This window comes from Pseudarthrobacter sp. NPDC092424, from assembly GCF_044754925.1.
GTDB lineage: Bacteria > Actinomycetota > Actinomycetes > Actinomycetales > Micrococcaceae > Arthrobacter.
This window is the reverse complement of record NZ_JBIVQC010000004.1, coordinates 74,461-95,305: the sequence shown is the minus strand read 5'-3', so window position 1 is coordinate 95,305 and position 20,845 is coordinate 74,461. Positions and strand designations below refer to the sequence as shown.

Annotated in this window: 20 protein-coding genes; 15 read left to right on the top strand and 5 right to left on the bottom strand. The window is 67.6% G+C overall.

Annotated elements, in window-relative coordinates:
• Nucleotides 1–8 precede the first annotated feature (8 nt).
• The 3 genes from ACIQCN_RS08300 to ACIQCN_RS08290 are packed head-to-tail and all read right to left on the bottom strand — an operon-like array spanning nucleotide 9 to nucleotide 2,181.
• Nucleotides 9–605: a TetR family transcriptional regulator gene (locus tag ACIQCN_RS08300; RefSeq protein WP_400610371.1), complete on the bottom strand. Its 597-nt coding sequence runs from the start codon at nucleotides 603–605 to the stop codon at nucleotides 9–11.
• Nucleotides 602–1,345: an ABC transporter permease gene (locus ACIQCN_RS08295; RefSeq protein ID WP_400606426.1), complete on the bottom strand. Its 744-nt coding sequence runs from the start codon at nucleotides 1,343–1,345 to the stop codon at nucleotides 602–604. The genes ACIQCN_RS08300 and ACIQCN_RS08295 overlap by 4 nt, the downstream gene beginning before the upstream one ends.
• A gap of 8 nt (nucleotides 1,346–1,353) precedes the next feature.
• Nucleotides 1,354–2,181: an ABC transporter ATP-binding protein gene (locus tag ACIQCN_RS08290; RefSeq protein ID WP_400610370.1), complete on the bottom strand. Its 828-nt coding sequence runs from the start codon at nucleotides 2,179–2,181 to the stop codon at nucleotides 1,354–1,356.
• Nucleotides 2,182–2,588: 407 nt separating this feature from the next.
• Between ACIQCN_RS08290 and ACIQCN_RS08285 the strand changes: the two genes are divergently transcribed.
• The 3 genes from ACIQCN_RS08285 to ACIQCN_RS08275 are packed head-to-tail and all read left to right on the top strand — an operon-like array spanning nucleotide 2,589 to nucleotide 6,676.
• A complete protein-coding gene (locus tag ACIQCN_RS08285) occupies nucleotides 2,589–4,397 on the top strand; it encodes a proline--tRNA ligase (RefSeq protein ID WP_400610368.1) in 1,809 nt (602 codons plus the stop codon).
• A gap of 11 nt (nucleotides 4,398–4,408) precedes the next feature.
• Complete coding sequence (locus ACIQCN_RS08280) at nucleotides 4,409–5,203, top strand: sulfite exporter TauE/SafE family protein (RefSeq protein WP_400606219.1); 795 nt, start codon at nucleotides 4,409–4,411, stop codon at nucleotides 5,201–5,203.
• A gap of 54 nt (nucleotides 5,204–5,257) precedes the next feature.
• Nucleotides 5,258–6,676, top strand: coding sequence for a pyridoxal phosphate-dependent decarboxylase family protein (locus ACIQCN_RS08275; protein ID WP_400610366.1), 1,419 nt, complete (start codon nucleotides 5,258–5,260; stop codon nucleotides 6,674–6,676).
• A 74-nt stretch (nucleotides 6,677–6,750) separates the two neighbouring features.
• Here the strand turns inward: ACIQCN_RS08275 and ACIQCN_RS08270 are convergent, their stop codons facing one another.
• Nucleotides 6,751–7,863, bottom strand: coding sequence for a DUF4439 domain-containing protein (locus tag ACIQCN_RS08270; RefSeq protein WP_400610364.1), 1,113 nt, complete (start codon nucleotides 7,861–7,863; stop codon nucleotides 6,751–6,753).
• 107 nt (nucleotides 7,864–7,970) lie between these two features.
• Between ACIQCN_RS08270 and rimP the strand changes: the two genes are divergently transcribed.
• The 6 genes from rimP to trxA all read left to right on the top strand — a co-directional run bounded on the left by rimP (nucleotide 7,971) and on the right by trxA (nucleotide 14,533).
• A complete protein-coding gene (gene rimP, locus ACIQCN_RS08265) occupies nucleotides 7,971–8,585 on the top strand; it encodes a ribosome maturation factor RimP (protein ID WP_400606224.1) in 615 nt (204 codons plus the stop codon).
• Nucleotides 8,585–9,562, top strand: coding sequence for a transcription termination factor NusA (gene nusA / locus ACIQCN_RS08260; protein ID WP_400606226.1), 978 nt, complete (start codon nucleotides 8,585–8,587; stop codon nucleotides 9,560–9,562). Before rimP ends, nusA begins: the two co-directional genes overlap by 1 nt.
• Before the next feature lie 216 nt (nucleotides 9,563–9,778).
• The gene (locus ACIQCN_RS08255) at nucleotides 9,779–10,126 is read left to right on the top strand and encodes a YlxR family protein (protein ID WP_400610516.1); all 348 of its coding nucleotides are present in this window, start codon (nucleotides 9,779–9,781) and stop codon (nucleotides 10,124–10,126) included.
• 152 nt (nucleotides 10,127–10,278) lie between these two features.
• Complete coding sequence (gene infB / locus ACIQCN_RS08250; RefSeq protein WP_400610362.1) at nucleotides 10,279–13,152, top strand: translation initiation factor IF-2; 2,874 nt, start codon at nucleotides 10,279–10,281, stop codon at nucleotides 13,150–13,152.
• A 346-nt stretch (nucleotides 13,153–13,498) separates the two neighbouring features.
• Complete coding sequence (rbfA, locus tag ACIQCN_RS08245) at nucleotides 13,499–14,014, top strand: 30S ribosome-binding factor RbfA (RefSeq protein ID WP_400606233.1); 516 nt, start codon at nucleotides 13,499–13,501, stop codon at nucleotides 14,012–14,014.
• A gap of 81 nt (nucleotides 14,015–14,095) precedes the next feature.
• On the top strand, nucleotides 14,096–14,533 hold the full coding sequence (gene trxA / locus ACIQCN_RS08240; protein WP_400610515.1) for a thioredoxin: 438 nt from the start codon (nucleotides 14,096–14,098) through the stop codon (nucleotides 14,531–14,533).
• Between the two features lie 21 nt (nucleotides 14,534–14,554).
• Here the strand turns inward: trxA and ACIQCN_RS08235 are convergent, their stop codons facing one another.
• Nucleotides 14,555–15,721 (bottom strand): pyridoxal phosphate-dependent aminotransferase, encoded by a 1,167-nt coding sequence (locus ACIQCN_RS08235; protein WP_400606234.1) that lies wholly within the window; start codon nucleotides 15,719–15,721, stop codon nucleotides 14,555–14,557.
• A gap of 64 nt (nucleotides 15,722–15,785) precedes the next feature.
• On the opposite strand from ACIQCN_RS08235, the gene truB reads away from it, so the two are divergent.
• The 6 genes from truB (at nucleotide 15,786) to kynU (ending at nucleotide 20,842) form a co-directional block, all read left to right on the top strand.
• Nucleotides 15,786–16,730, top strand: coding sequence for a tRNA pseudouridine(55) synthase TruB (truB, locus tag ACIQCN_RS08230; RefSeq protein WP_400606236.1), 945 nt, complete (start codon nucleotides 15,786–15,788; stop codon nucleotides 16,728–16,730).
• Between the two features lie 2 nt (nucleotides 16,731–16,732).
• Nucleotides 16,733–17,086, top strand: coding sequence for a hypothetical protein (locus ACIQCN_RS08225; RefSeq protein ID WP_400606238.1), 354 nt, complete (start codon nucleotides 16,733–16,735; stop codon nucleotides 17,084–17,086).
• Between the two features lie 19 nt (nucleotides 17,087–17,105).
• Complete coding sequence (locus tag ACIQCN_RS08220; protein WP_400606241.1) at nucleotides 17,106–17,540, top strand: hypothetical protein; 435 nt, start codon at nucleotides 17,106–17,108, stop codon at nucleotides 17,538–17,540.
• Nucleotides 17,541–17,619: 79 nt separating this feature from the next.
• A complete protein-coding gene (locus ACIQCN_RS08215) occupies nucleotides 17,620–18,603 on the top strand; it encodes a bifunctional riboflavin kinase/FAD synthetase (protein ID WP_400606244.1) in 984 nt (327 codons plus the stop codon).
• Nucleotides 18,604–18,722: 119 nt separating this feature from the next.
• Nucleotides 18,723–19,577: a tryptophan 2,3-dioxygenase gene (gene kynA, locus ACIQCN_RS08210; RefSeq protein ID WP_400606246.1), complete on the top strand. Its 855-nt coding sequence runs from the start codon at nucleotides 18,723–18,725 to the stop codon at nucleotides 19,575–19,577.
• Entirely contained in the window at nucleotides 19,574–20,842 is a 1,269-nt protein-coding gene (gene kynU / locus ACIQCN_RS08205; RefSeq protein ID WP_400610360.1) for a kynureninase, read from the top strand. Before kynA ends, kynU begins: the two co-directional genes overlap by 4 nt.
• Nucleotides 20,843–20,845: the final 3 nt, after the last annotated feature.

The following is a 20,845-nucleotide window of genomic DNA, read 5'->3' as shown; positions in this document are numbered from 1 at the left end:
GCCGGCACCTACGACTCCAGGGGTCCCGTGAGGTACCGCTGCACGTTCGGCGCCACCAGGCGCACCACCTCGTCCGCCGGCGCCGATGCCAGGGGCTCGAGGCGTACCACGTACCGGACCATCATCAGCCCTACCATTTGGGTGGCCACAAGGTTTCCCCGCAGTGCAAGCTCCTCCGGGGTGCCGGGAAGTCCGGCGATGATCCGGCTGATGATGGTCCGGGTCACCATCTCGCGCAGCAGGGTGGTCTTCGCCTTGGAGCCCAGCGTGCCGCGGATGAAGGCCACCAGGCCCGGCTGGGCGGGACTTTCCCAAAGGCGCAGGACCGCCCGCACCACCAGTTCCCCACGCCTTTGGGGGTCCGAGTCCACCACACCGGACAGTACCTGCTCCGGGTCGGCCGGCAGCTCAACGCTGAGGGCGAAGAGCTCGTCCTTTCCCGTGAAGAAGTGGTGGACCATGGCGGGATCCACGCCGGCGGCCCGGGCCACCTGCCGAAGGCTGGTCCCCTCAAACCCGTGCTCGGCGAACAGGCGGCGGGCGGCTTCCAGGATGTGGTCCCTGGAGGCGGTGGTCCCGCTGCGCCGCCCCCGTGCAGCCGTCACGGGCTGCGCCTGCGCAGGGTCAGGGAGGCCAACACCAGCATGCCCAGGACGATCGCGGCCATGATTCCGGCATCCTGCCACAGCGCCTCCGTGGGCTCGGCATAGGCCGCGACTTCCTGCAGGGCGTCCACCGAGAAGGTCAACGGCAGGACATTGCTGACCGCCTCAAGGACCTCGTTCATCCGGTCCCGGGGGACGAACAGCCCGCACAGCAGGATCTGCGGCACCACGACCACCGGCATGAACTGCACCGCCTGGAATTCCGTCCGGGCAAACGCGGAACAGAACAGGCCCAACGCCACGCCCAGGACGGCATTGATCACCGCGATCATCACCACGAACCCCGGTGAGCCCTGGATGTCCAGGTCAAAAACCCAATACGCCACCGCAGTGGCCACCAGTGACTGCAGGCCGGCCATGATGGAGAAGGCAAGTCCGTACCCGAAGAGCAGGTCGGCCTTGTGGACCGGCGTGGTGAGCAGCCGCTCCAGCGTTCCCGATGTCCGTTCCCGCAGCATCGTGATGGACGTGACCAGGAACATCACGACGAACGGAAAAATGGCCAGCATCATCAGGCCCACGCGGTCGAAGGTGCGGGGTGCCCCCGGAGGCAGCGTCTCGTTTTCGTAGAGGAAGTACACGGCGGTCAGCAGCAGCGCGGGAACCACCAGAATCATGGCGACGCTCCTGTGGTCGTGCCGCAGCTGGCTGAGCACCCTGCGGGTGGTGGCAAGCATCATGCGCAGGTTCATCGTGCGCCGCCTCCCTGCCGGGTCTTTGCCTGCAGCGTCGCGGCGTTTTCCTCCAGCGGCCCGCCCTGTTCCCCGCCGGATTCCCGGATGATGGCCAGGAACGCCTGTTCCAGGTCAGTGCTGCGGCCGCGGCGGCTTAGCTCGGCCGGCGTCAGCTGGGCCAGCAGCCTGCCTTCGCGCAGCAGCAGCAGTTCGCTGCAGTGGCTGGCTTCCTCCATGACGTGGCTGGACACCAGGAGAGTCGTGCCGGTGTCCGCCATGGCGCGGAAGCGGCCCCACAGGTCCGCCCGCAGTACGGGGTCCAGCCCCACGGTGGGTTCGTCCAGCACCAGCAGCCGGGGGTGCGCCACCAGCGCGCAGGCAAGGGATACACGGCTTAGCTGGCCGCCCGAAAGGTCCGCGGTCTTTTGCTTCGCCTGGGGGTCAAGTCCGACGGCGGCAATCGCCTCCGCCACGGCGGCTTTCCCTTTGCCGTGCATGGCGCCGAAGTACCTCACGTTGGCTTCGACGGTCAGGTCCGGGTACACGCTGGGGGACTGGGTTACGTAGCCGACGCGGTGGCGGAGCACGGGACTGCCGGCGGCAAGGCCCAGTACGCGGACCGTGCCGGAATATACCACCTGCACGCCCACGATGGCCCGCATGAGGGTGGTCTTTCCGCTGCCCGAGGGGCCCAGGAGTCCGGTGATCCTGCCGGCGGGTATCGAAAAGTCCAGGTCCCGAAGGACCGGGATCCTGCCGCGCCGCACACTCAAACCGCTGGCTGTCACCGCGGCATCTGCCGCGGCAGGAAACGGTCCTGGCAGTGTTGCCGAGTGGGACATGGCAGCCTCCGCTGCTGGCCGTCCGGGCCGAATGCCCGTTAATTCACCAGCTGATGAATTAACGGTAGGACCGCCGGGGAGCGGCGGTCAACACACCGGGTCGAAAAAATACTTGTCAATGTGCCCGTCATCACATAGGTTCGTTCTAGCTGCGCTGGAGTGGTTTGGACGGTCTCTGTTCGCACCAGTCATAAAGGCGGTAACGGCGTCGAGCCACGCCCGGATGCGATGACCAGCTCCATGGGGGGCCAGGGGCTTTGTATTCCCGGGCGTGGCTCTACTGCTTCCAGGCCGGCCGGATGGGCCGGCCAAGTGCGGCACGCGTGCCACGTGCCGGTAGATTAGTACCCAGACAAAAACCGTCCGGCCCTGCTGATCCAGCACTTCCCCAGAAACGGATACCACCCGTGGTCCTTAGACTGTCCCAGCTTTTCCTGCGCACCCTGCGTGAAGACCCCGCCGACGCCGAGGTTGCCAGCCACAGGCTCCTGGTCCGTGCAGGTTACATCCGCCGCGCGGCCCCCGGGATCTACACCTGGCTCCCGCTGGGTTTGAGCGTCCTGCGCAAGGTGGAAGCGGTAATCCGCGAAGAGATGGCCAACATCGGCGCCCAGGAGGTGCACTTCCCGGCACTGCTCCCGCGCGAACCCTACGAGGCCACCAACCGCTGGACGGAGTACGGCGAAGGGCTCTTCCGGCTCCAGGACCGCAAGGGCGCGGACTACCTGCTTGCGCCGACGCACGAGGAAATGTTCACGCTCCTGGTCAAGGACCTCTACTCGTCCTACAAGGACCTCCCGCTGAGCCTGTACCAGATCCAGAACAAGTACCGCGACGAGGCCCGTCCCCGGGCCGGCCTGCTGCGCGGCCGTGAGTTCATCATGAAGGACTCCTACTCCTTCGACGTGGACGACGCCGGCCTGGACGCCAGCTATGCGGCCCACCGGGGCGCCTACCTGCGGATCTTCGAACGCCTTGGCCTCGAAGTCATCCCCGTCACGGCGACGGCCGGGGCCATGGGCGGCTCCAAGAGCGAAGAGTTCCTGCACCCCACGGAGATTGGCGAAGACACCTTCGTCCGCTCGGCCGGAGGTTACGCGGCAAACGTCGAGGCCGTCACCACTGTCGTCCCCGCGGAAATCGACTTCACCGGCGCCCCCGCAGCGGAGGTCCTGGACACACCGGACACCCCCACCATCGAAACGCTCGTGGCGGCATCGAACCAGGCCGCACCGCGGGCAGAGGCCGACGGCGGGGCCTGGACTGCCGCTGACACGCTCAAGAACGTGGTGCTCGCCGTCACCCTGCCCACCGGGGAACGGCAGCTGGTGGTCATCGGCGTCCCCGGCGACCGGGGCGTGGACCTCAAGCGCGTCGAGGCCAACATCGGTGCCTTCCTGCCCATAGCCGGCGAACTCGGCATCGAAGCGGCCAACGACGACGACCTCAAGAAGCAGCCGCTCATCGTCAAGGGTTACCTGGGGCCTGGCCTGTCCCTGGAAGAACCGCTCCTCGGCTCCGACAGCGCAACCAAGCTCCTGTACCTGGTCGATCCCCGAGTTGTCCGCGGCACATCCTGGATCACGGGCGCCAACCAGGCGGGCAAGCACGTTTATGGCCTGGTGGCCGGACGGGACTTCACCTGGGACGGCGTCATCGAGTGCACCGAAGTCCGCGAGGGCGATCCGGCTCCGGACGGCTCCGGTCCGCTGGAGACCGCCCGCGGAATCGAGATGGGCCACATCTTCCAGCTGGGCCGCAAGTACGCGGAGGCCCTGGAACTGAAGGTGCTGGACCAGAACGGCAAGCAGGTCACGGTCACCATGGGTTCATACGGCGTGGGCGTCACCCGGGCGGTGGCGGCACTGGCCGAGTCCAACCATGACAGCAAGGGCCTGGTCTGGCCCCGCGCCGTCGCGCCTGCGGACGTGCACGTTGTGGCCGTGGGCCGCGGCGACGAAATTTTCGCCACGGCCGAGCGGCTGTCCCTCGACCTGCAGGCTGCCGGCCTGGACGTCATCTACGACGACCGTCCCAAGGTTTCCCCGGGCGTCAAGTTCGGTGACGCCGAGCTGGTGGGCGTCCCCACCATCCTGGCCGTTGGCCGCGGACTGGTGGACGGAGTGGTCGAGATCAAGGACCGCCGCAGCGGTGAAGCCGAGAACGTTGCCGTGGACAAAGCTGTTGATTACGTAGTCAACGCAGTCCGCAGCTAGCGGCCGCGGCAGTGGACTTTTTCCCGGAGTCGCTGCAGCCCGGCACCATCCTGCTGATCCTGGTTGCCGGCTTTGCCGCCGGGTGGGTGGACGCCGTGGTTGGCGGGGGAGGGCTGATCCAGCTCCCCGCCCTGCTGCTGGTTCCCGGCATTACCCCTGTCCAGGCGCTGGCCACCAACAAGATGGGATCGATTTTCGGAACGGCCACCAGCGCTGCGACGTACTACCGCAGGGTCCGGCCGGACCTGAAAACGGCCCTTCCCATGGCAGTCATTGCGCTGGCCGGCAGCTTCGGCGGGGCGGTGCTGGCCGCCAGCCTCCCGGCGTCGGTCTTCAAACCGGTCATTGTCGCAGCGCTTGTGGCCGTGGCGCTCTTCACTGCGCTTAAGCCCGACGCCGGGCACTTCACCGCCCTGCGGCATGAAGGCCGCCGGCACTACGTGGTGGCCTGCCTGATTGGTGCTGTCATTGGGTTTTACGACGGGCTCATCGGCCCCGGCACGGGATCCTTCCTGGTGATCGCTCTCGTCTCCGCCATGGGCTACGCCTTCCTGGAGGCCAGCGCCAAGGCGAAGATCGTCAACATGGCCACCAACGCCGGCGCGCTGATGTTTTTCCTTCCGCATGGCTCCATCCTGTGGGGCCTGGGGCTGTTGCTGGGAGCTGCCAACATGGCAGGAGGCTACCTCGGCGCCAGGACTGCGGTGAAGCAGGGCAGCCGCTTTGTCCGGGCCGTTTTCCTGCTGGTGGTGGCCGCCCTGATCATCAAGCTTGGCTACGACATCGTGCAGGAAGCCCTGGCCTGACCAGCCGCCCGGGAAGGCCTCGTCCGCCGCGGCGCCCGGGCGTAGCATGCAGGTATGGCCCATGATGACGAGGGTTACGCGGCGGCGCTTGCCGCCGCCGCCCAGCATGCAGCAGCCTGGTTGGGGAGCCTTTCGGAGCGCCACATCGGTCCGGGCCGGACCGCGCACGATCTCGTGCCTGCCTTCGGCGGTCCGATGCCCGCGCAGGGGATGCCTGCGGACCAGGTAGTCGACCTGCTGGCCCGCACCGCCGACCCCGGACTGATGGCGATGCCCTCCGGCAGGTTCTTCGGCTGGGTCATTGGAGGAACCCTTCCGGCGGCCCTCGCCAGCGACTGGCTGGTGAGCGCCTGGGACCAGAACGCCGGCCTGCGCTACGCCACCCCCGCCATGGCAGCCATCGAGGAAGGCGCCGCCGGGTGGCTGCTGGACCTGCTGGGGCTGCCGCCGCAGGCCGACGTCGGGTTCGTTACCGGGGCCACCATGGCCAACTTCACCGGCATGGCCGCGGCCAGATGGCGGCTGATGGCGGACGCAGGGTGGGACCTGGACGGCGACGGCCTGGCTGGAGCGCCACGGATCCGCTGCTTCGTTGGCCGGGAACGCCACGACACCGTTGACCTCGCGCTGCGCTACCTGGGCCTCGGCCGGCCAACGGTGGTGGATACCGATGACCAGGGGCGGCTTCTTCCCGAAGCCCTCGATGCCGCCCTTGCGGAGCCCGGCAGGGGCACCGGTGCCAGCGGGCCGGCGCTGGTCTGCCTGCAGGCGGGCAACCTCCACTCCGGCGCGTTCGACCCGTTTGCCCGGGCGGTCGAGGTGGCCCACCGGCACGGCGCCTGGGTGCACGTGGACGGCGCGTTCGGGCTGTGGGCCGCAGCCGCCCCGCCGCTCCGCCACCTGATAGCGGGATTCGAGGAAGCGGATTCCTGGGCCACCGACGCCCATAAGACCCTGAACGTCCCTTACGACTGCGGCATCGCCATCGTCAGGGACACCGCTGCGCTACGGTCCGCGATGGGCCTGCACGCCAGCTACCTCATGCACGACGCTGAAGGGCCGGGAGATCCTTTCGAGAAAGCGCCGGAGCTTTCACGGCGGGCGCGGGGTGTGCCCGTCTGGGCTGCCCTGAAGAGCCTTGGCCGGGAGGGCGTGGCCGGCCAGGTCACCGCGCTCACGGAGGCGGCTGCCGGCATTGCCGAGGGGCTGGCCAGGCTGGACGGCGTGGACGTGCTAAACGACGTGCAGTACACCCAGGTATGCGTGGCCTTCGGCGATGACGCCACCACCCGGGCCGTGACGGCGCGCATCATCGAGGACGGCAGGGTGTGGATGTCCGGTTCCCGCTGGCGGGACCGCGAGGTCCTCCGCGTTTCCGTCAGCAACTGGCAGACCGGCCCGGAGGAAGTCGAGGCTGCCGTGGACGCGGTAAGGTCCGCCCTGGCGGCAGTCCGCGGCTCACGCAGCCCCTAAGGGTCTACCCCTGAACCCAAGGAAACCCGCCCGGCGGGCGGCAGCAGAACCGGAGCCAACACTGTCGTCCGGCGTCAGCGTTCCGGACGTGGTGTTGCCTGTCCGGGCGGCCCGGTCAGCCCGGAAAGTCCGGCCAGTTCGGGGAGCTGGGCCGCGTCGATGGCCAGTCCCGGGACCGGACCGGGATCAGCGCCCCACTGGACGGCCCGCGCCGCCGCCGCATGGAGCGCCGACACTGCCCATTCCCGGGTGCCGCCCTCCGAGAGCGCGATGAGGTCGCCATAAAGGGCAAGGGTTCCGGCTTCGAGGCTGCCCAGCCTGCCGGCGGGGGCCCGGAGGAATTCCGCCTCGATGGCGTAGCCGGGCTTCTGCAGCGGGACCGCCTGGCAGGTCAGGAGGAGCCGGTCCTCGGCGTCCCGGGCCAGCACCCGGTGGCTGCCAAGGAATGCCGACGCCGGTCCGGCCGCCCCGGGTGCGAGGCGGGACATGGCGGCCCCGTAGGCATAGACTGCTTCCCGCTCGGCAAGCAGCGCAGCGGACAGCGCACGGGCAGCGTCGGCGGAGCCGGTGTCGGCTCCTGTGGGGGAGGAGCACGGCCCGGCAGGTTCCCGGTCAGCCTTTCCGGTCCCCGGTTCAGGGTGCTTCGCCGGACCGCCGGCACCGGCCCCCAACCGTTCAGCGGCAGCACCGGTCTGAAGCCGCTCCGCGGCAAGGAGCTGCGCGGTCCCGACGCCGGCCAAGAGGCGGGCCATGCCGCCGTCGTCCGCCGTTTCTGCATCCCGGAGGCGCGCGGCACCGCTGGCTGCCAGGTCCCTGGCCAGGCCAGGCACGGACAGGGCTGCCTCCGGCGCGCCCGCCGCGAAACCAGGCTGCGGCCCTGTCACGTCCGGGAGCAGCAGCGCGCGGGCCTGCACAGTCAGCAAGGTCACAACCTCGTCGATGGCTGCCGCGGCGGCAGGTTTATCCCCTGCCTGCGATGCCAGGCGCCCGCCGGCTGCGCGCAGTCGGAGGGCATCCCCCAAGGCGGAGGAGCGCGCAATTTCGGCATCGGAAGGTGGCCCGGGAACCGGCGGTTCCGCGGGAATCAGCGTGAATCCGAGGCTGAGGACGAGGAGGGATGCCAGCGAAAAAAGGATGTAGCGGAAGAGGTGTCTCCGCTTGCCGGCGCCCTGTCTGTCGTCATTCACAACAGACCATGGTGCCACGGCCGGGAGAAAACTCTGTCCACCACTCTGCCGGTAAAATAGCTACGCTAGTACACACAACATCACCTATAAGGAGGGCGGCCGGCATCGTGAGCAACGCAGAAGCCACGGCTTCACCAGACCACACCGGAACGGGTACGGCTGAGTCTGCACCGGCCCCTAACCCCGAAGCAGCGCGGCTCCGGGCGCTCCTTGAACCCTCGGTCCAGGCCAACCGCCTGTACCTCGAAGACGTCAGCATCGTCGCAGGCTCGCACCGCGTGGTGCATGTGGTGGTGGACCTGCCCCAGGAGGAAACCGGCGGCGTCAGCCTTGACGTCATCGCGGACATCTCCAAGGTGCTCTCGGATGTGCTGGACAACGATCCCGGTGACGACGGCCGCCCCTATGACCTCGAGGTCTCCTCTCCGGGCGTCGGCCGGCCCCTCACCGAACCCCGCCACTGGCACCGCGCCAAAGGCCGCATGGTCAAGGTCAATGTGGTGCAGGGCGAGAACGTCACCGGCCGCATCCAGTCGGTGGACGACGGCGGCGTGACCCTCGTTCCCGAAATCGCCGTCAAGAAGGGCATGAAGCCCAAGCAGGGCGAACCCGTAAAACTTCCTTTCGACAGGATCCGCAACGGAAAAGTCGAGATCGAATTCAGCCACCTTGCAGGGGATGGTCTGGAACCTGGACACAATGGACCTTCTGAGGAGGCCTGATGGATATTGACATGAGCGCACTGAGACTTCTGGAGCGTGAGCGTGAAATCCCGCTGGACCTCCTGATCCCCACCATCGAGCAGGCACTCCTGGTGGCCTACCACAAGTCCCCGGGTGCCTTCGAAAAGGCGCGCGCCGAACTCGACCGCAAGAGCGGGCACGTCACCATCTGGGCCACCGAGATCGACGACGACGGCGCCCCCATCGGTGAGTTCGAGGACACTCCCGCCGGGTTCGGCCGCATCGCCGCCAGCACCGCGCGCCAGATCATCCTGCAGCGCCTGCGCGATGCCGAGGATGATAACGTCCTCGGCGAGTTCAAGGGCCGCGAGGGTGAACTGGTGGCAGGCACCATCCAGCAGGGCAACAACCCGCACATGATCCAGGTCAACCTGGGCGCGGTGGAGGCACTGCTGCCGCCGCCCGAGCAGGTTCCCGGCGAGAAGTACCTGCACGGCAACCGCCTGCGCGCCCTGGTGATCGACGTCCATCGCGGTTCCAAGGGTCCCTCGGTCACCCTGTCCCGGTCGCACCCGGGCCTGGTCCGGAAGCTGTTCGAACTGGAAGTGCCGGAAATCGCGGACCGCTCGGTGGAAATCGTGGCACTTGCCCGCGAGGCCGGCCATCGGACCAAGATCGCCGTCAAGGCCAACATCCCCGGCATCAACGCCAAGGGTGCCTGCATCGGCGAGATGGGCTCCCGCGTGCGCGCCGTCATGACTGAGCTGAACGACGAGAAGATCGACATCGTCGATTACAGCGAGAACCCGGCTGCGTTCATCGCCAGCGCACTGTCCCCGTCCCGTGTGAATTCCGTCACCATCACCGACGAAGCCACCAGGTCCGCACGCGTCGTGGTTCCGGACTACCAGCTCTCCCTGGCTATCGGCAAGGAAGGGCAGAACGCCCGCCTCGCCGCCAAGCTGACCGGCTGGCGCATCGATATCGTCTCTGACGCCGCCACCCAGGCCGGCTGACGCTGACGGCTGGCCGGAGGTGCAGCCGCACCTCCGGTGCCGGCCCGCCCTGCCGCTCGCCGGGCCGGCCGGGCCCGTCGGTTCGGGCCAAACCGCCCCGAGGGGCTAGAATGAAGAGGACCGCGCCTTACGGCCGGCAGCCGTGCGCCTTGGGCGCGCCACCCTGCAGCAGCAGGACTGGCAAACCCCTGGCCAGCAGATATTAACGTCAGGACGATCACCGTGGCAGAAGTAATCCACCCCGGGAATCAGCCTGAACGCACCTGCATCGGATGCCGAAAGAAGGGGCTGCGGTCAGAGTTGCTCCGGCTCGTCGCCGAAGGCAGCGGATCATCCGCTGTCCTGGTGGATGAACGACGCCGGATGGCTGGCCGGGGTGCATGGCTGCATCCCGGCGAATCGTGCCTGGCCCTGGCGGTCAAGCGGCGTGCGTTCGGACGTGCCCTTAACGGCGCAACCGGAACCGCCGCCGTCGAACGCCGGATCAAGCAAGGCCCGAACGTTGCAGCTGCCCCGGTGGCCGCAACACCTACCGTCCAACCTGAAAGCGGGTCAGAAATCTGATGGAAACCCGATGAGTTCCCAGCGATGAGTGCGCAACGATGACAACTTTGTTGCGCTCTGCAATGGGCCCTGCTGCACCAATCGCGGCTGGGGCCCGCAGTAAGAAGTAGACGGTTCGTGCCTGGCTCGGTGCGGACCGAGACAGGAGAAATGTGGCCAAGGTCCGCGTACACGAGCTCGCCAAAGAGCTCGGTATCACTTCCAAAGATGCAGTGACAAAACTGCAGGAACTGGGCGAATTCGTTCGCTCCGCCTCATCAACCATTGAGGCCCCCGTTGTCCGCAAGCTGCGCAACGCCTTCCCGGATGCCGCTGCCAAGTCGGCAGCACCGGCCGCCGCCCCCAAGGCGCCTGCCCCCGCCGGAGAATCACGTCCTTCAGCACCGGCCCCCGGCCCTGCTGCGCCCAAAGCCCCGGCCCCCAAGGCCGAAGCACCCGCTCCCGCGGCACCCCAGGCGCCGGCTGCCCCCGCTGCTTCAGCTCCGGCTGCCCCTGCGGCACCCTCCACGGGCGCCAAGCCCGGTGCACGCCCTGCCCCCAAGGCGGAAACCCCGGCTCCCCGCCAGGGTGGCGCTGCTCCCGGCGCTTCGGCACCGCGCCCCGGCGGCCCCCGTCCGGGCAATAACCCCTTCGCCACGTCCCAGGGCATGCCCCGGGGCCGCGGCGGTGACGGTGAGCGTGCTCCCCGTCCGGGCAATAACCCCTTCGCCACCTCACAGGGCATGCCCCGTCCGGGCGGCGGCCGCACGGACGGTGAACGCCCGGGCGGTCCGCGTCCCGCGGCCGGTGCAGGCGGCCCCCGTCCGGGTGGTCCGCGTCCGGCAGCAGGCGCGGGCGGTCCCCGTCCCGCAGCAGGCGCCGGTGGCCCCCGTCCGGGTGCCCCGCGTCCCGGTGGTGCCGGCGGGAACCGTCCCACTCCGGGCATGATGCCCAACCGCACTGAGCGTCCCGCACCCGCAGGTGCAGGCCGTCCGGGCGGCGGCGGCCGTGGTCCCGGACGGCCGGGTGCTCCGGGCACCGGCGGTCCCGGTGGCGGCGGCGGTGCTCCCGCCGGTGGTGGCTTTGGCAAGGGCGGCCGCGGCCGCGGCGGCACCCAGGGTGCCTTCGGCAAGGGCGGCGCAGGCCGTGGCAAGCAGCGCAAGTCGAAGCGCGCAAAGCGCCAGGAACTTGAGCAGATGAGCGCACCGTCGCTGGGTGGCGTGAGCGTACCCCGCGGCGACGGCAACACCGTTATCCGGCTGCGCCGCGGCTCGTCCATCACGGACTTCGCCGACAAGATCGAGGCAAACCCCGCCGCGCTGGTCACCGTTCTCTTCCACCTCGGCGAGATGGCCACGGCCACCCAGTCGCTGGATGAAGAGACCTTTGCCCTGCTGGGCGAGGAGCTTGGCTACAAGCTCCAGGTCGTTTCTCCGGAAGACGAAGAGCGCGAGCTGCTCTCCAGCTTCGACATCGACTTCGATGCCGAGCTCGAAGCTGAGGGCGACGAGGAACTGGAAGCACGTCCTCCGGTTGTCACCGTCATGGGCCACGTGGACCACGGTAAGACCCGCCTGCTGGACGCCATCCGCAAGTCGGACGTCATGGCCGGCGAGCACGGCGGCATCACCCAGCACATCGGTGCCTACCAGGTCACGCACAACCACGAGGGCGAAGACCGCAAGATCACCTTCATCGATACCCCGGGCCACGAGGCGTTCACCGCCATGCGTGCCCGTGGTGCGAAGGTTACGGACATCGCCATCCTGGTGGTTGCCGCGGACGACGGCGTCATGCCGCAGACCGTTGAAGCCCTCAACCACGCCCAGGCGGCCAACGTGCCGATCGTCGTGGCCGTGAACAAGATCGACAAGGAAGGCGCCAACCCGGACAAGGTCCGCGGCCAGCTGACCGAGTACGGCCTGGTTCCCGAAGAATACGGTGGCGACACCATGTTCGTGGAGGTCTCTGCCCGCCAGAACCTGCACATTGACGACCTGCTCGAGGCAGTCCTGCTCACCGCGGACGCTGCCCTGGACATGCGCGCCAACCCGAACAAGGACGCCCGCGGTATCGCGATCGAAGCCAACCTGGACAAGGGCCGCGGCGCCGTGGCTACCGTCCTGGTGCAGTCCGGCACCCTGCGTGTCGGCGACACCATCGTGGCGGGCACGGCCCACGGCCGGGTCCGTGCGATGTTCGACGACGACGGCAGCGCACTGACCGAGGCAGGCCCGTCCCGCCCCGTGCAGGTGCTGGGTCTGTCCAACGTCCCGCGCGCAGGTGACACCTTCTTCGTGACCGCTGACGAGCGTACCGCCCGCCAGATCGCCGAGAAGCGCGAAGCCGCGGACCGCAACGCCGCACTGGCGAAGCGCCGCAAGCGCATCAGCCTCGAAGACTTCGACCAGGCAGTGGCCGAAGGCAAGATCGACACCCTCAACCTCATCCTCAAGGGTGACGTGTCCGGTGCCGTGGAAGCCCTTGAGGACGCCCTGCTCAAGATCGACGTCGGAGAAGGCGTCCAGCTTCGCGTCATCCACCGCGGTGTGGGCGCCATCACGCAGAATGACGTCAACCTGGCCACCGTGGACAGCGCCGTCATCATCGGCTTCAACGTCAAGCCGGCCGAGCGGGTTGCCGAACTGGCGGACCGCGAAGGCGTGGACATGCGCTTCTACTCGGTCATCTACTCCGCGATCGACGACATCGAGATGGCACTCAAGGGCATGCTCAAGCCGGAATACGAAGAATTCCAGCTGGGTACCGCCGAGGTCCGCGAAGTGTTCCGCTCCTCCAAGTTCGGCAACATCGCCGGTTCCATCGTCCGTTCCGGCATCATCCGCCGTAACACGAAGGCCCGCATCAGTCGCGACGGCAAGATCATCGGTGACAACCTCACCGTTGAGACGCTCAAGCGCTTCAAGGACGACGCCACCGAGGTCCGCACGGACTTCGAGTGCGGTATCGGCCTCGGCTCGTACAACGACATCGCCGAAGGCGACATCATCGAGACCTTCGAGATGCGTGAGAAGCCGCGCGTCTAAGCTGGTTTAGACCAGTGGCGGGGCCGTTGGATTTTTCCGGCGGCCCCGCACTTTTCCGCCGTTGAGGGGGTCCCGCCCCTACGACGGACAGCCAGCGATCTGCGATCGTTGGCCGTCCGTCTTCGGCAGCGGAGCTGGCCTTCCCAACGCTCGCAAGCTCGCGTCGGGTCCCTCGGCCATCTCCTTGGATGCCACCCCGAGCCCCCGCAACGGCTCCAAAAGGCCGCCGGAAAAATCCAACGGAAGTCCGTCGTAGACTCGCCTTTAGGCGCGTGGCAAGAAAACCCAACGTGTGTACGCCAGCTGTTAACGCGCCGTCGTACAACCCAAATTTTTAGGAGTGGATATGGCTGATCCGGCACGTGCTGCCAAGTTGGCGCAGCGGATTAAGGTTGTTGTTGCCGAGGCCCTGGGCCGCAAGGTCAAGGACCCCCGGCTTGAAGGCATTACCGTCACCGATGCCCGGGTGACCAACGACCTGCAGCACGCCACGATCTACTACACCGTCTTCGGAGACCAGGCCGTGCAGGCCGACGCTGCCAAGGGACTGGAGAAGGCCAAGGGCGTGCTGCGGCAGGAAGTGGGGCGGAACATCACTGTCCGGCTGACTCCCAGCCTGGAGTTCGTGGCCGACCAGATTCCCGTCGTTGCCTCCAACCTCGAGGAGCTGCTGAGGGAGGCCAAGAAGCGTGACGCCGAGGTTGCCGCTTTGGCCGCACAGGCCCGGCACGCAGGGGACCCCGATCCGTACCGGAGTGACGCTTCCGGTGACGTGGAAATCGACGAAGATGACTTCGACGAAGAGGACCTCGACCTCAGTGACGACGATGGCATCGACGAAGACGGCAGCACGCAAAAGTAGCGGACACCCGTTGCCTGGAGAAAGCCCGGACCGCTGTTGGTCCGGGCTTTCCTGTCCTGTCATGGCTAGGATCTAGCTATGATGGCTGCCTCCCTGATCCCGTGTCCGTCCTGCGGGAAGACCAACCGCACGCCGGCCGCCGCGGCCGGACGGCCCCGCTGCGGCAACTGCAAGGCTGACCTGCCCTGGATCGTGGACGCGGGGGATTCGGATTTTGCGGCCGTGGCTGAACAGTCGCCGGTCCCCGTGCTGGTGGACTTCTGGGCTGACTGGTGCGGGCCCTGCCGGATGGTGAGCCCAGCGCTGGACAAGCTGGCCAGGGAACAGCCAGGCAGGATCAAGCTCGTCAAGGTGGACGTGGACAAGTCGCCCGGCCTGTCCCGCCGGTTTGATGTCCAGGCCATCCCTACGCTGATGGTGATGGTGGACGGGGCCGTGATTGAACGGCAGGCCGGTGCCGCGCCGGCGCAGGCCCTGAGGTCATGGCTGGCCGCGGCGCTGGCCAAGGCGGCCCGCTAGAGCGAGGCTGCCGGGTACTCCTCAGTCCCGTGCCGGCAGGCGCGACAGCCCTTCGAGAAGTTCGTCCTTCCGCCCGCACAATGCGATGCGCACCCAGCCTTCGCCGATGGATCCGAACGCCGTGCCGGGGGCCAGCGCCACGCCGGAGTCGTTCAGGAAGCGCCGCACCCAGCTGCGCACGTCCCCGCCGCTGGCATGCGACACGTCCGCCCACAGGTAGAACGCGCCCTGCGCGGTCAGGTACGGAATCCCCTTCGCATCCAGCGCGGCCGACGCCGCGTCCCGGTTTTCGCGGTAATGCCGGTGGGCCTCGCGCACATAGTCCTGGGGTCCGGTGAGCGCAGCCAAAGCCGCATACTGCGACGGGGACGCCACGCAGGAGACGATCGACTCCATCACGTTGTCCATCTTCTGCTCCAGCCCGGGCGGGCAGATCAGCGCACCGATCCGGAGGCCGGTAAGGCCGTACGTCTTGGAGAGCGTCAGCGAAGTGAACACGCGCGCATCACCCGGTGCACCGCCGTCGTACGTTGCCGGGCTCACGTGCGGAACGTCGTAGGTGAAGGCCTCGTAGCACTCATCGGAGATGATCCACAGATCGTGCCGCCGGGCCAGCTCCACCAGGTCGCGGGTCAGGTCCTCGCTGAGCACGGCACCCAGTGGATTCGACGGTGAGTTCAGGACCAGGACGCGCGTGCGCGCGGTGATCAGGGCTTCGATGTCGGCGGTCCGCGGCTGGAACGAATGTTCCGGGTACAGCGGATAACCGACGGGCACGGCGTTGAGCAGCCGGCTGGTCATGGCAAAGGTGGGGTACCCCGGATTGGGGATCAGGATCTCGTCGCCGGGGGAGAGCAACAGGCTCATCGCGAAATGCAGCCCCTGCTGGGCTCCGCCCACCACGTATACGCGGTCCGCGCCGATACCGCCTGATTCGGTCAGCCCGGTGCGCTCCCGGAACCGGGCCGCGAACGCCTCGCGCAGCGCCGGAATGCCCGCGTTGGGCGTGTAGCTGGTTTCGTCCCTGTCCAGGCACGCCATGCCGGCCTCGAGGACGTGGCGCGGAAGCGGAAAGCCAGGTTCGCCGATGCTGAGGACCAGGGCGCCGGGTGTGCGCCAGGCGGCTTCGGTGATCTCGCGGATCTGGTTGACGGGCACGTCGCGGACATGGGCGGCAAGCTCAGGCATGCCTGCCATCCTAGCCGCCGACGGGTGCGCCGTGGCGCCCGGCAGCGCCCATATACTGGGAAGCGTGCTTTCTGGACTGGTGATAGTGGACAAACCGCAGGGATGGACCAGCCACGATGTGGTTGGCCGGATGCGGCGCATCGCCGGCACCCGGAAGGTGGGCCACGCCGGAACCCTGGATCCCATGGCCACCGGCGTCCTGGTGGTGGGCATCAACAAGGCCACCCGCCTGCTCACGTACATCGTGGGCACATCCAAGACGTACACGGCCACCATCCGCCTGGGCCAGTCAACGGTGACGGACGACGCCGAGGGCGAGGTTACGGCCACGGCCTCGGTTGCCGAGGTGGCTGAGCAGGCAATTCACGACGGCGTGGCGGCCCTCACCGGCGAAATCCAGCAGGTGCCCAGCAGCGTCAGTGCCATCAAGGTCAACGGCGAACGCGCCTATGCCCGCGTGCGTTCGGGCGAAGACGTCAAGCTCGCTGCCCGTCCGGTCACCATCCACCGCTTTGAGGTGCACGCCATCCGTCGGCCGGACGACGCTGATGTCGTGGACCTCGACGTCACCGTGGAGTGTTCTTCGGGAACCTATATCCGGGCGCTGGCCCGGGACCTGGGCAACGCGCTGGGCGTGGGCGGCCACCTGACTGCCCTCCGCCGCACGCATGTGGGCCCCTACTCGCTGGACCAGGCGCGGACCCTGGAGCAGCTGGCCGGGGAGCTCCACGTCCTGGACATGGCGGAGGCGGCCCGCGCACTGATGCCCAACCGTGAGCTCACAGCCGAGGAAACCACGGAGATCTCCTTTGGCCGGCGCATCGCCGCCGGGGCGCCTGCCGGTAGCCCCTCAGCGGCGACGGCCGACCATCCGGCGGCCGCCTTCGCCCCTGACGGGAGCCTGGTGGCCCTGCTCGCGGACAGCGGGAACCATGCCAAGCCGGTCCTGGTGTTTGCCCCGGGGACTGGCTCAGGTTCCGCCGCCACCCCCGCGGCGGGGGAGGCCTGACCGTGGACGCCTACTTCTACATCATCCTGGTGGTCGGGCTGCTGTCCACGGGTATCTGCCTGGTGGCCGGCATCATGAAGAAGGCCCCGAACGATATCACTATCCTGTCCGTGGCCGCCGTCGAGCTTGCCCTCGTGGTCTACCTGGTGGGCTCGATCGTGCGGGTCATGGCCGGCGAGCCGATTGCGGGGGAGGCGTGGGAATTCTGGGGCTACCTGGTGACGGCCCTGCTGCTGCCGCCCGCCGCGGTGTACTGGTCCATCCTGGAACGGACCCGCTGGAGCAACTTTGTCCTCGCCGCGGTGGGCGTGACCGCGCTGGTCATGGCCGCCCGAATGAACCAGATCTGGTACTGAAGTGGAAGAATCACCCATCTTGAAAGAAGAGCCGGCCGCCCCCGCCGCGAACACCCGCAATACCGGCCCCGGCCGGCTGCTGATCGCCGTCTACGCGATTTTCGCCATTTCCGCGTCCGCGCGGGCCGGTTACCAGATCCTCACCAAGTTCTCCGAGGCGCCGCTGGCGTACCTGCTCTCGGCCTTCGCGGCCCTCGTCTACGTGGTGGCCACCGTCTCCCTCGCGAAGTCCGGCCGGACCTGGTACAAAGTGTCGCTCGCAGCCGTCCTGGTAGAGCTGGTCGGCGTGCTGGTGGTGGGTGCCCTGAGCGTCTTCGACGCGGTGCGGTTCCCGCACGAGACCGTATGGTCTTTGTTCGGCCGCGGGTACGGCTTCGTACCCCTGGTCCTGCCGGTCCTGGGGCTCGTCTGGCTGTACCGGCGGCGTCCCCGGGCCGCTCGGGGGGATTCGTGAATCCGGGTAACCTTAGAGAGTTCCACGGCCGGTACGGTACGGGGACAATGACGCGTGCAGGCAGCTTGAGGCGAGGGTGATGGTCTACATCTGGAACGATCCGGCTGAGGTCCCGGCGGACTTTGGCCCTTCCGTGGTCACCTTCGGAAACTTCGACGGCGTCCACAGGGGTCACCAGCAGGTGTTGTCGCAGTTGATCCGTTCAGCGCGGCTTTCCGGGGCGAAGTCGGTGGCGGTCACGTTTGATCCGCACCCCGCCGTGATCCACCGACCCGAGGCAGCGCCGGAGATGATCATGGGCCTGCCGGACAAGCTGGAAGCTCTTGGCGAACTCGGGCTGGATGCCGTCCTGGTCATGAAGTACTCCCTGGAACTGGCCAGCCTGACCCCGGAGGAGTTCGTCCGGCAATACCTGGTGGACTGCCTCCATGCCAGCCACGTGGTGATCGGCCATGACGCCCGCTTCGGCCGCGGCAACTCGGGTGACCTGGACACCATGAAGGAGCTCGGCGGGAAGTTCGGCTTCGAGGTGCAGGTCATCAGCGAATTCGGTTCAGAGGGCTACCCATTGCATGAGGACGACGGCAAGGACCGCCGCTGTTCTTCCACATGGGTGCGCGAGGCGCTGCGCGAGGGCGACGTCGCCACCGCCGCCGCCGTACTGGGCAGGCCCCACCGGATGCGCGGCGAAGTGGTGCACGGTGCCGCGCGCGGGCGTGCGCTTGGCTTTCCCACGGCCAACCTTTCTTCCGATGCCTCCGGGCTGATTCCCGCAGACGGCATCTACGCCGGCTGGCTGGTTGACCAGGCCGGAAAACGCTGGCCAGCAGCCATTTCGGTGGGCTCCAACCCCACGTTCGACGGCGTCAGCCGCCAGGTCGAGGCGCACGTCATTGACCGGCCCAAGGAAGCTGTGGAGGACTTCGATCTCTACGGCCAGACAGTAGTGGTGGAATTCGTCTCCCGGCTACGGGGGATGGTGGCCTATCGTGGGCCGGAAGCGCTCGTTGAGCAAATGCGTCTGGACGTTGTCCAGACGCACGATCTGTTACGCAGCCACTAGCCGGGCACCCCGCAGGCTGCGGCGCTGCCGTCCCGCCGCCAACCGGCCGGGCGGCTGTTTTGCCACACCATTACCGCCCGGCCCCAAAACTGCCGGAGCCAGACAGGAAAGGCCCGCCAGTGCCAGTGGAGAAAAACACCCGGAAGCTGGAGAAGGGAATCGTCCGCGATTTCAGTTCCCGGATGAGCTATTCGTCCTACCTGCAGCTGCCAACGCTGTTGAGCGCGCAGCAGCCGGTGAGCGAGCCAGAGCATCACGACGAACTGCTCTTCATCATCCAGCACCAGACCACGGAGCTGTGGCTGAAGCTGGTCCTGCACGAGTTGCGGAGCGCGGCAGCCTGGCTCCGCGCGGACGACCTGGGCTCCGCACTGAAGGGCATCGCCCGCGTCAAGCACATCCAGAAGACGCTGACCGAACAGTGGTCCGTCCTGGCGACGCTCACACCCACCGAGTATTCGCAGTTCCGCGGGTTCCTGGGCAATTCCTCGGGATTCCAGTCAGCCCAGTACCGTGCCGTGGAGTTCGTTCTGGGCAACAAGAACCGTAAGATGCTGGACGTTTTCGAATCCGATCCCGAGTCGCACGAAATGCTCGCCGGGCTCCTGGAAGCGCCCAGCATCTACGACGAGTTCCTGGCCTACCTTTCCCGGCAGGGCCATGCCGTACCGGCATCGGTCCTGGAACGCGATGTGACCCGGGCCCACGGGTTCACCCCGGAACTGGTCCCGTTGTTCAAGCACATCTACGAGCATGCCGCAGAGAACTGGGGTGCGTATGAGGCGTGCGAGGAACTCGTGGACCTCGAGGACAACTTCCAGCTGTGGCGCTTCCGGCACCTCCGGACCGTCCAGCGGACTATCGGCATGAAGAGCGGAACCGGCGGATCCAGCGGTGTCGCTTTCCTCCAGAAGGCCCTGGAGCTGACGTTCTTCCCGGAACTTTTCGCTGTCAGGACGGAGATCGGACAATGAGCACCCACCGGGAAGAAACTGAAAACACTCCGGCGCGGGCGGACGGGGAGTTCCGGGTCCGCGCCACGGAGCTCGACAGCCAGGATCCGCTGGCGCACTACCGGCAGCATTTCATTGGCACCGATACCCCGCTGTCCTACCTGGACGGAAACTCGCTGGGCCGGCCGCTGAAGCGTACTGCGGAGGATGTCGCCGCTTTCATCACGGACCAGTGGGGCGGCCGGCTCATCCGCGGCTGGGACGAGCAGTGGCTCGAGATGCCGCAGGCAATCGGCGACCAGCTGGGCCGGGCCGTGCTCGGTGCCGCGCCCGGCCAGACCGTCATTGCGGATTCCACCACCGTGGTCCTCTATAAGCTGATCCGCGCCGCCCTCGCGGCAGTGAACGACGCCCACCGCGACGAAGTGGTGCTGGACATCGAGAACTTCCCCACGGACCGCTATCTCGTGGAGGGTATCGCACGCGAGGAGGGCCTGACCCTTCGCTGGATCCAGCCCGACCCTGCCGGCGGGGTGACCGTTGAACAGGTGCGCCAGGCAGCGGGGCCGCGCACCGCCGTCGTACTCCTGAGCCAGGTGGCTTATCGCTCAGCGCACCTCGCCGACCTCCCCGCCATCACGGCAGCAGTGCACGACGCCGGCGCCCTGGTGGTGTGGGACCTGTGCCATTCCGCGGGATCGGTGGAGATCGGATTGGACGACGCCGGAGTGGATTTCGCGGCCGGCTGTACCTATAAATACCTCAATGGCGGCCCCGGATCTCCGGCGTTCGCCTATGTGAACAGCCGGCACCTTGGCTCGCTGCGGCAGCCCATCTGGGGCTGGATGGGGCGCAAGGACGCCTTCGAGATGGCGGCCGGCTACGAACCGGCGGCGGGAATCCGCGGATTCCTCAGCGGCACGCCGGCCATCTTTGGAATGATCGCCATGCAGGGCACGCTGGACCTGATCGAGGAAGCAACGATGGCCGCCATCCGGGAAAAGTCGCTGCGGCTGACCGGGTTTGCGGTGGACGTGTTCGATGCGTGGCTGGCTCCCCTGGGGGCTAAGCTTGCAACGCCGCGCGACCCCGCCCTGCGCGGCAGCCACATCACCGTTGACCACCCGGACTTCACGAAGGCCACCGTGGCCGGGCTGTGGGACGGCGACGTCATTCCGGATTTCCGGGCCCCGCACGGCATCCGCGTAGGCCTCTCACCGTTGAGCACCAGCTTCGGGGAGGTCCTGCAGGGGATGGCGGCGATCCGCGCGCGGCTGGGCGGCTGAGCT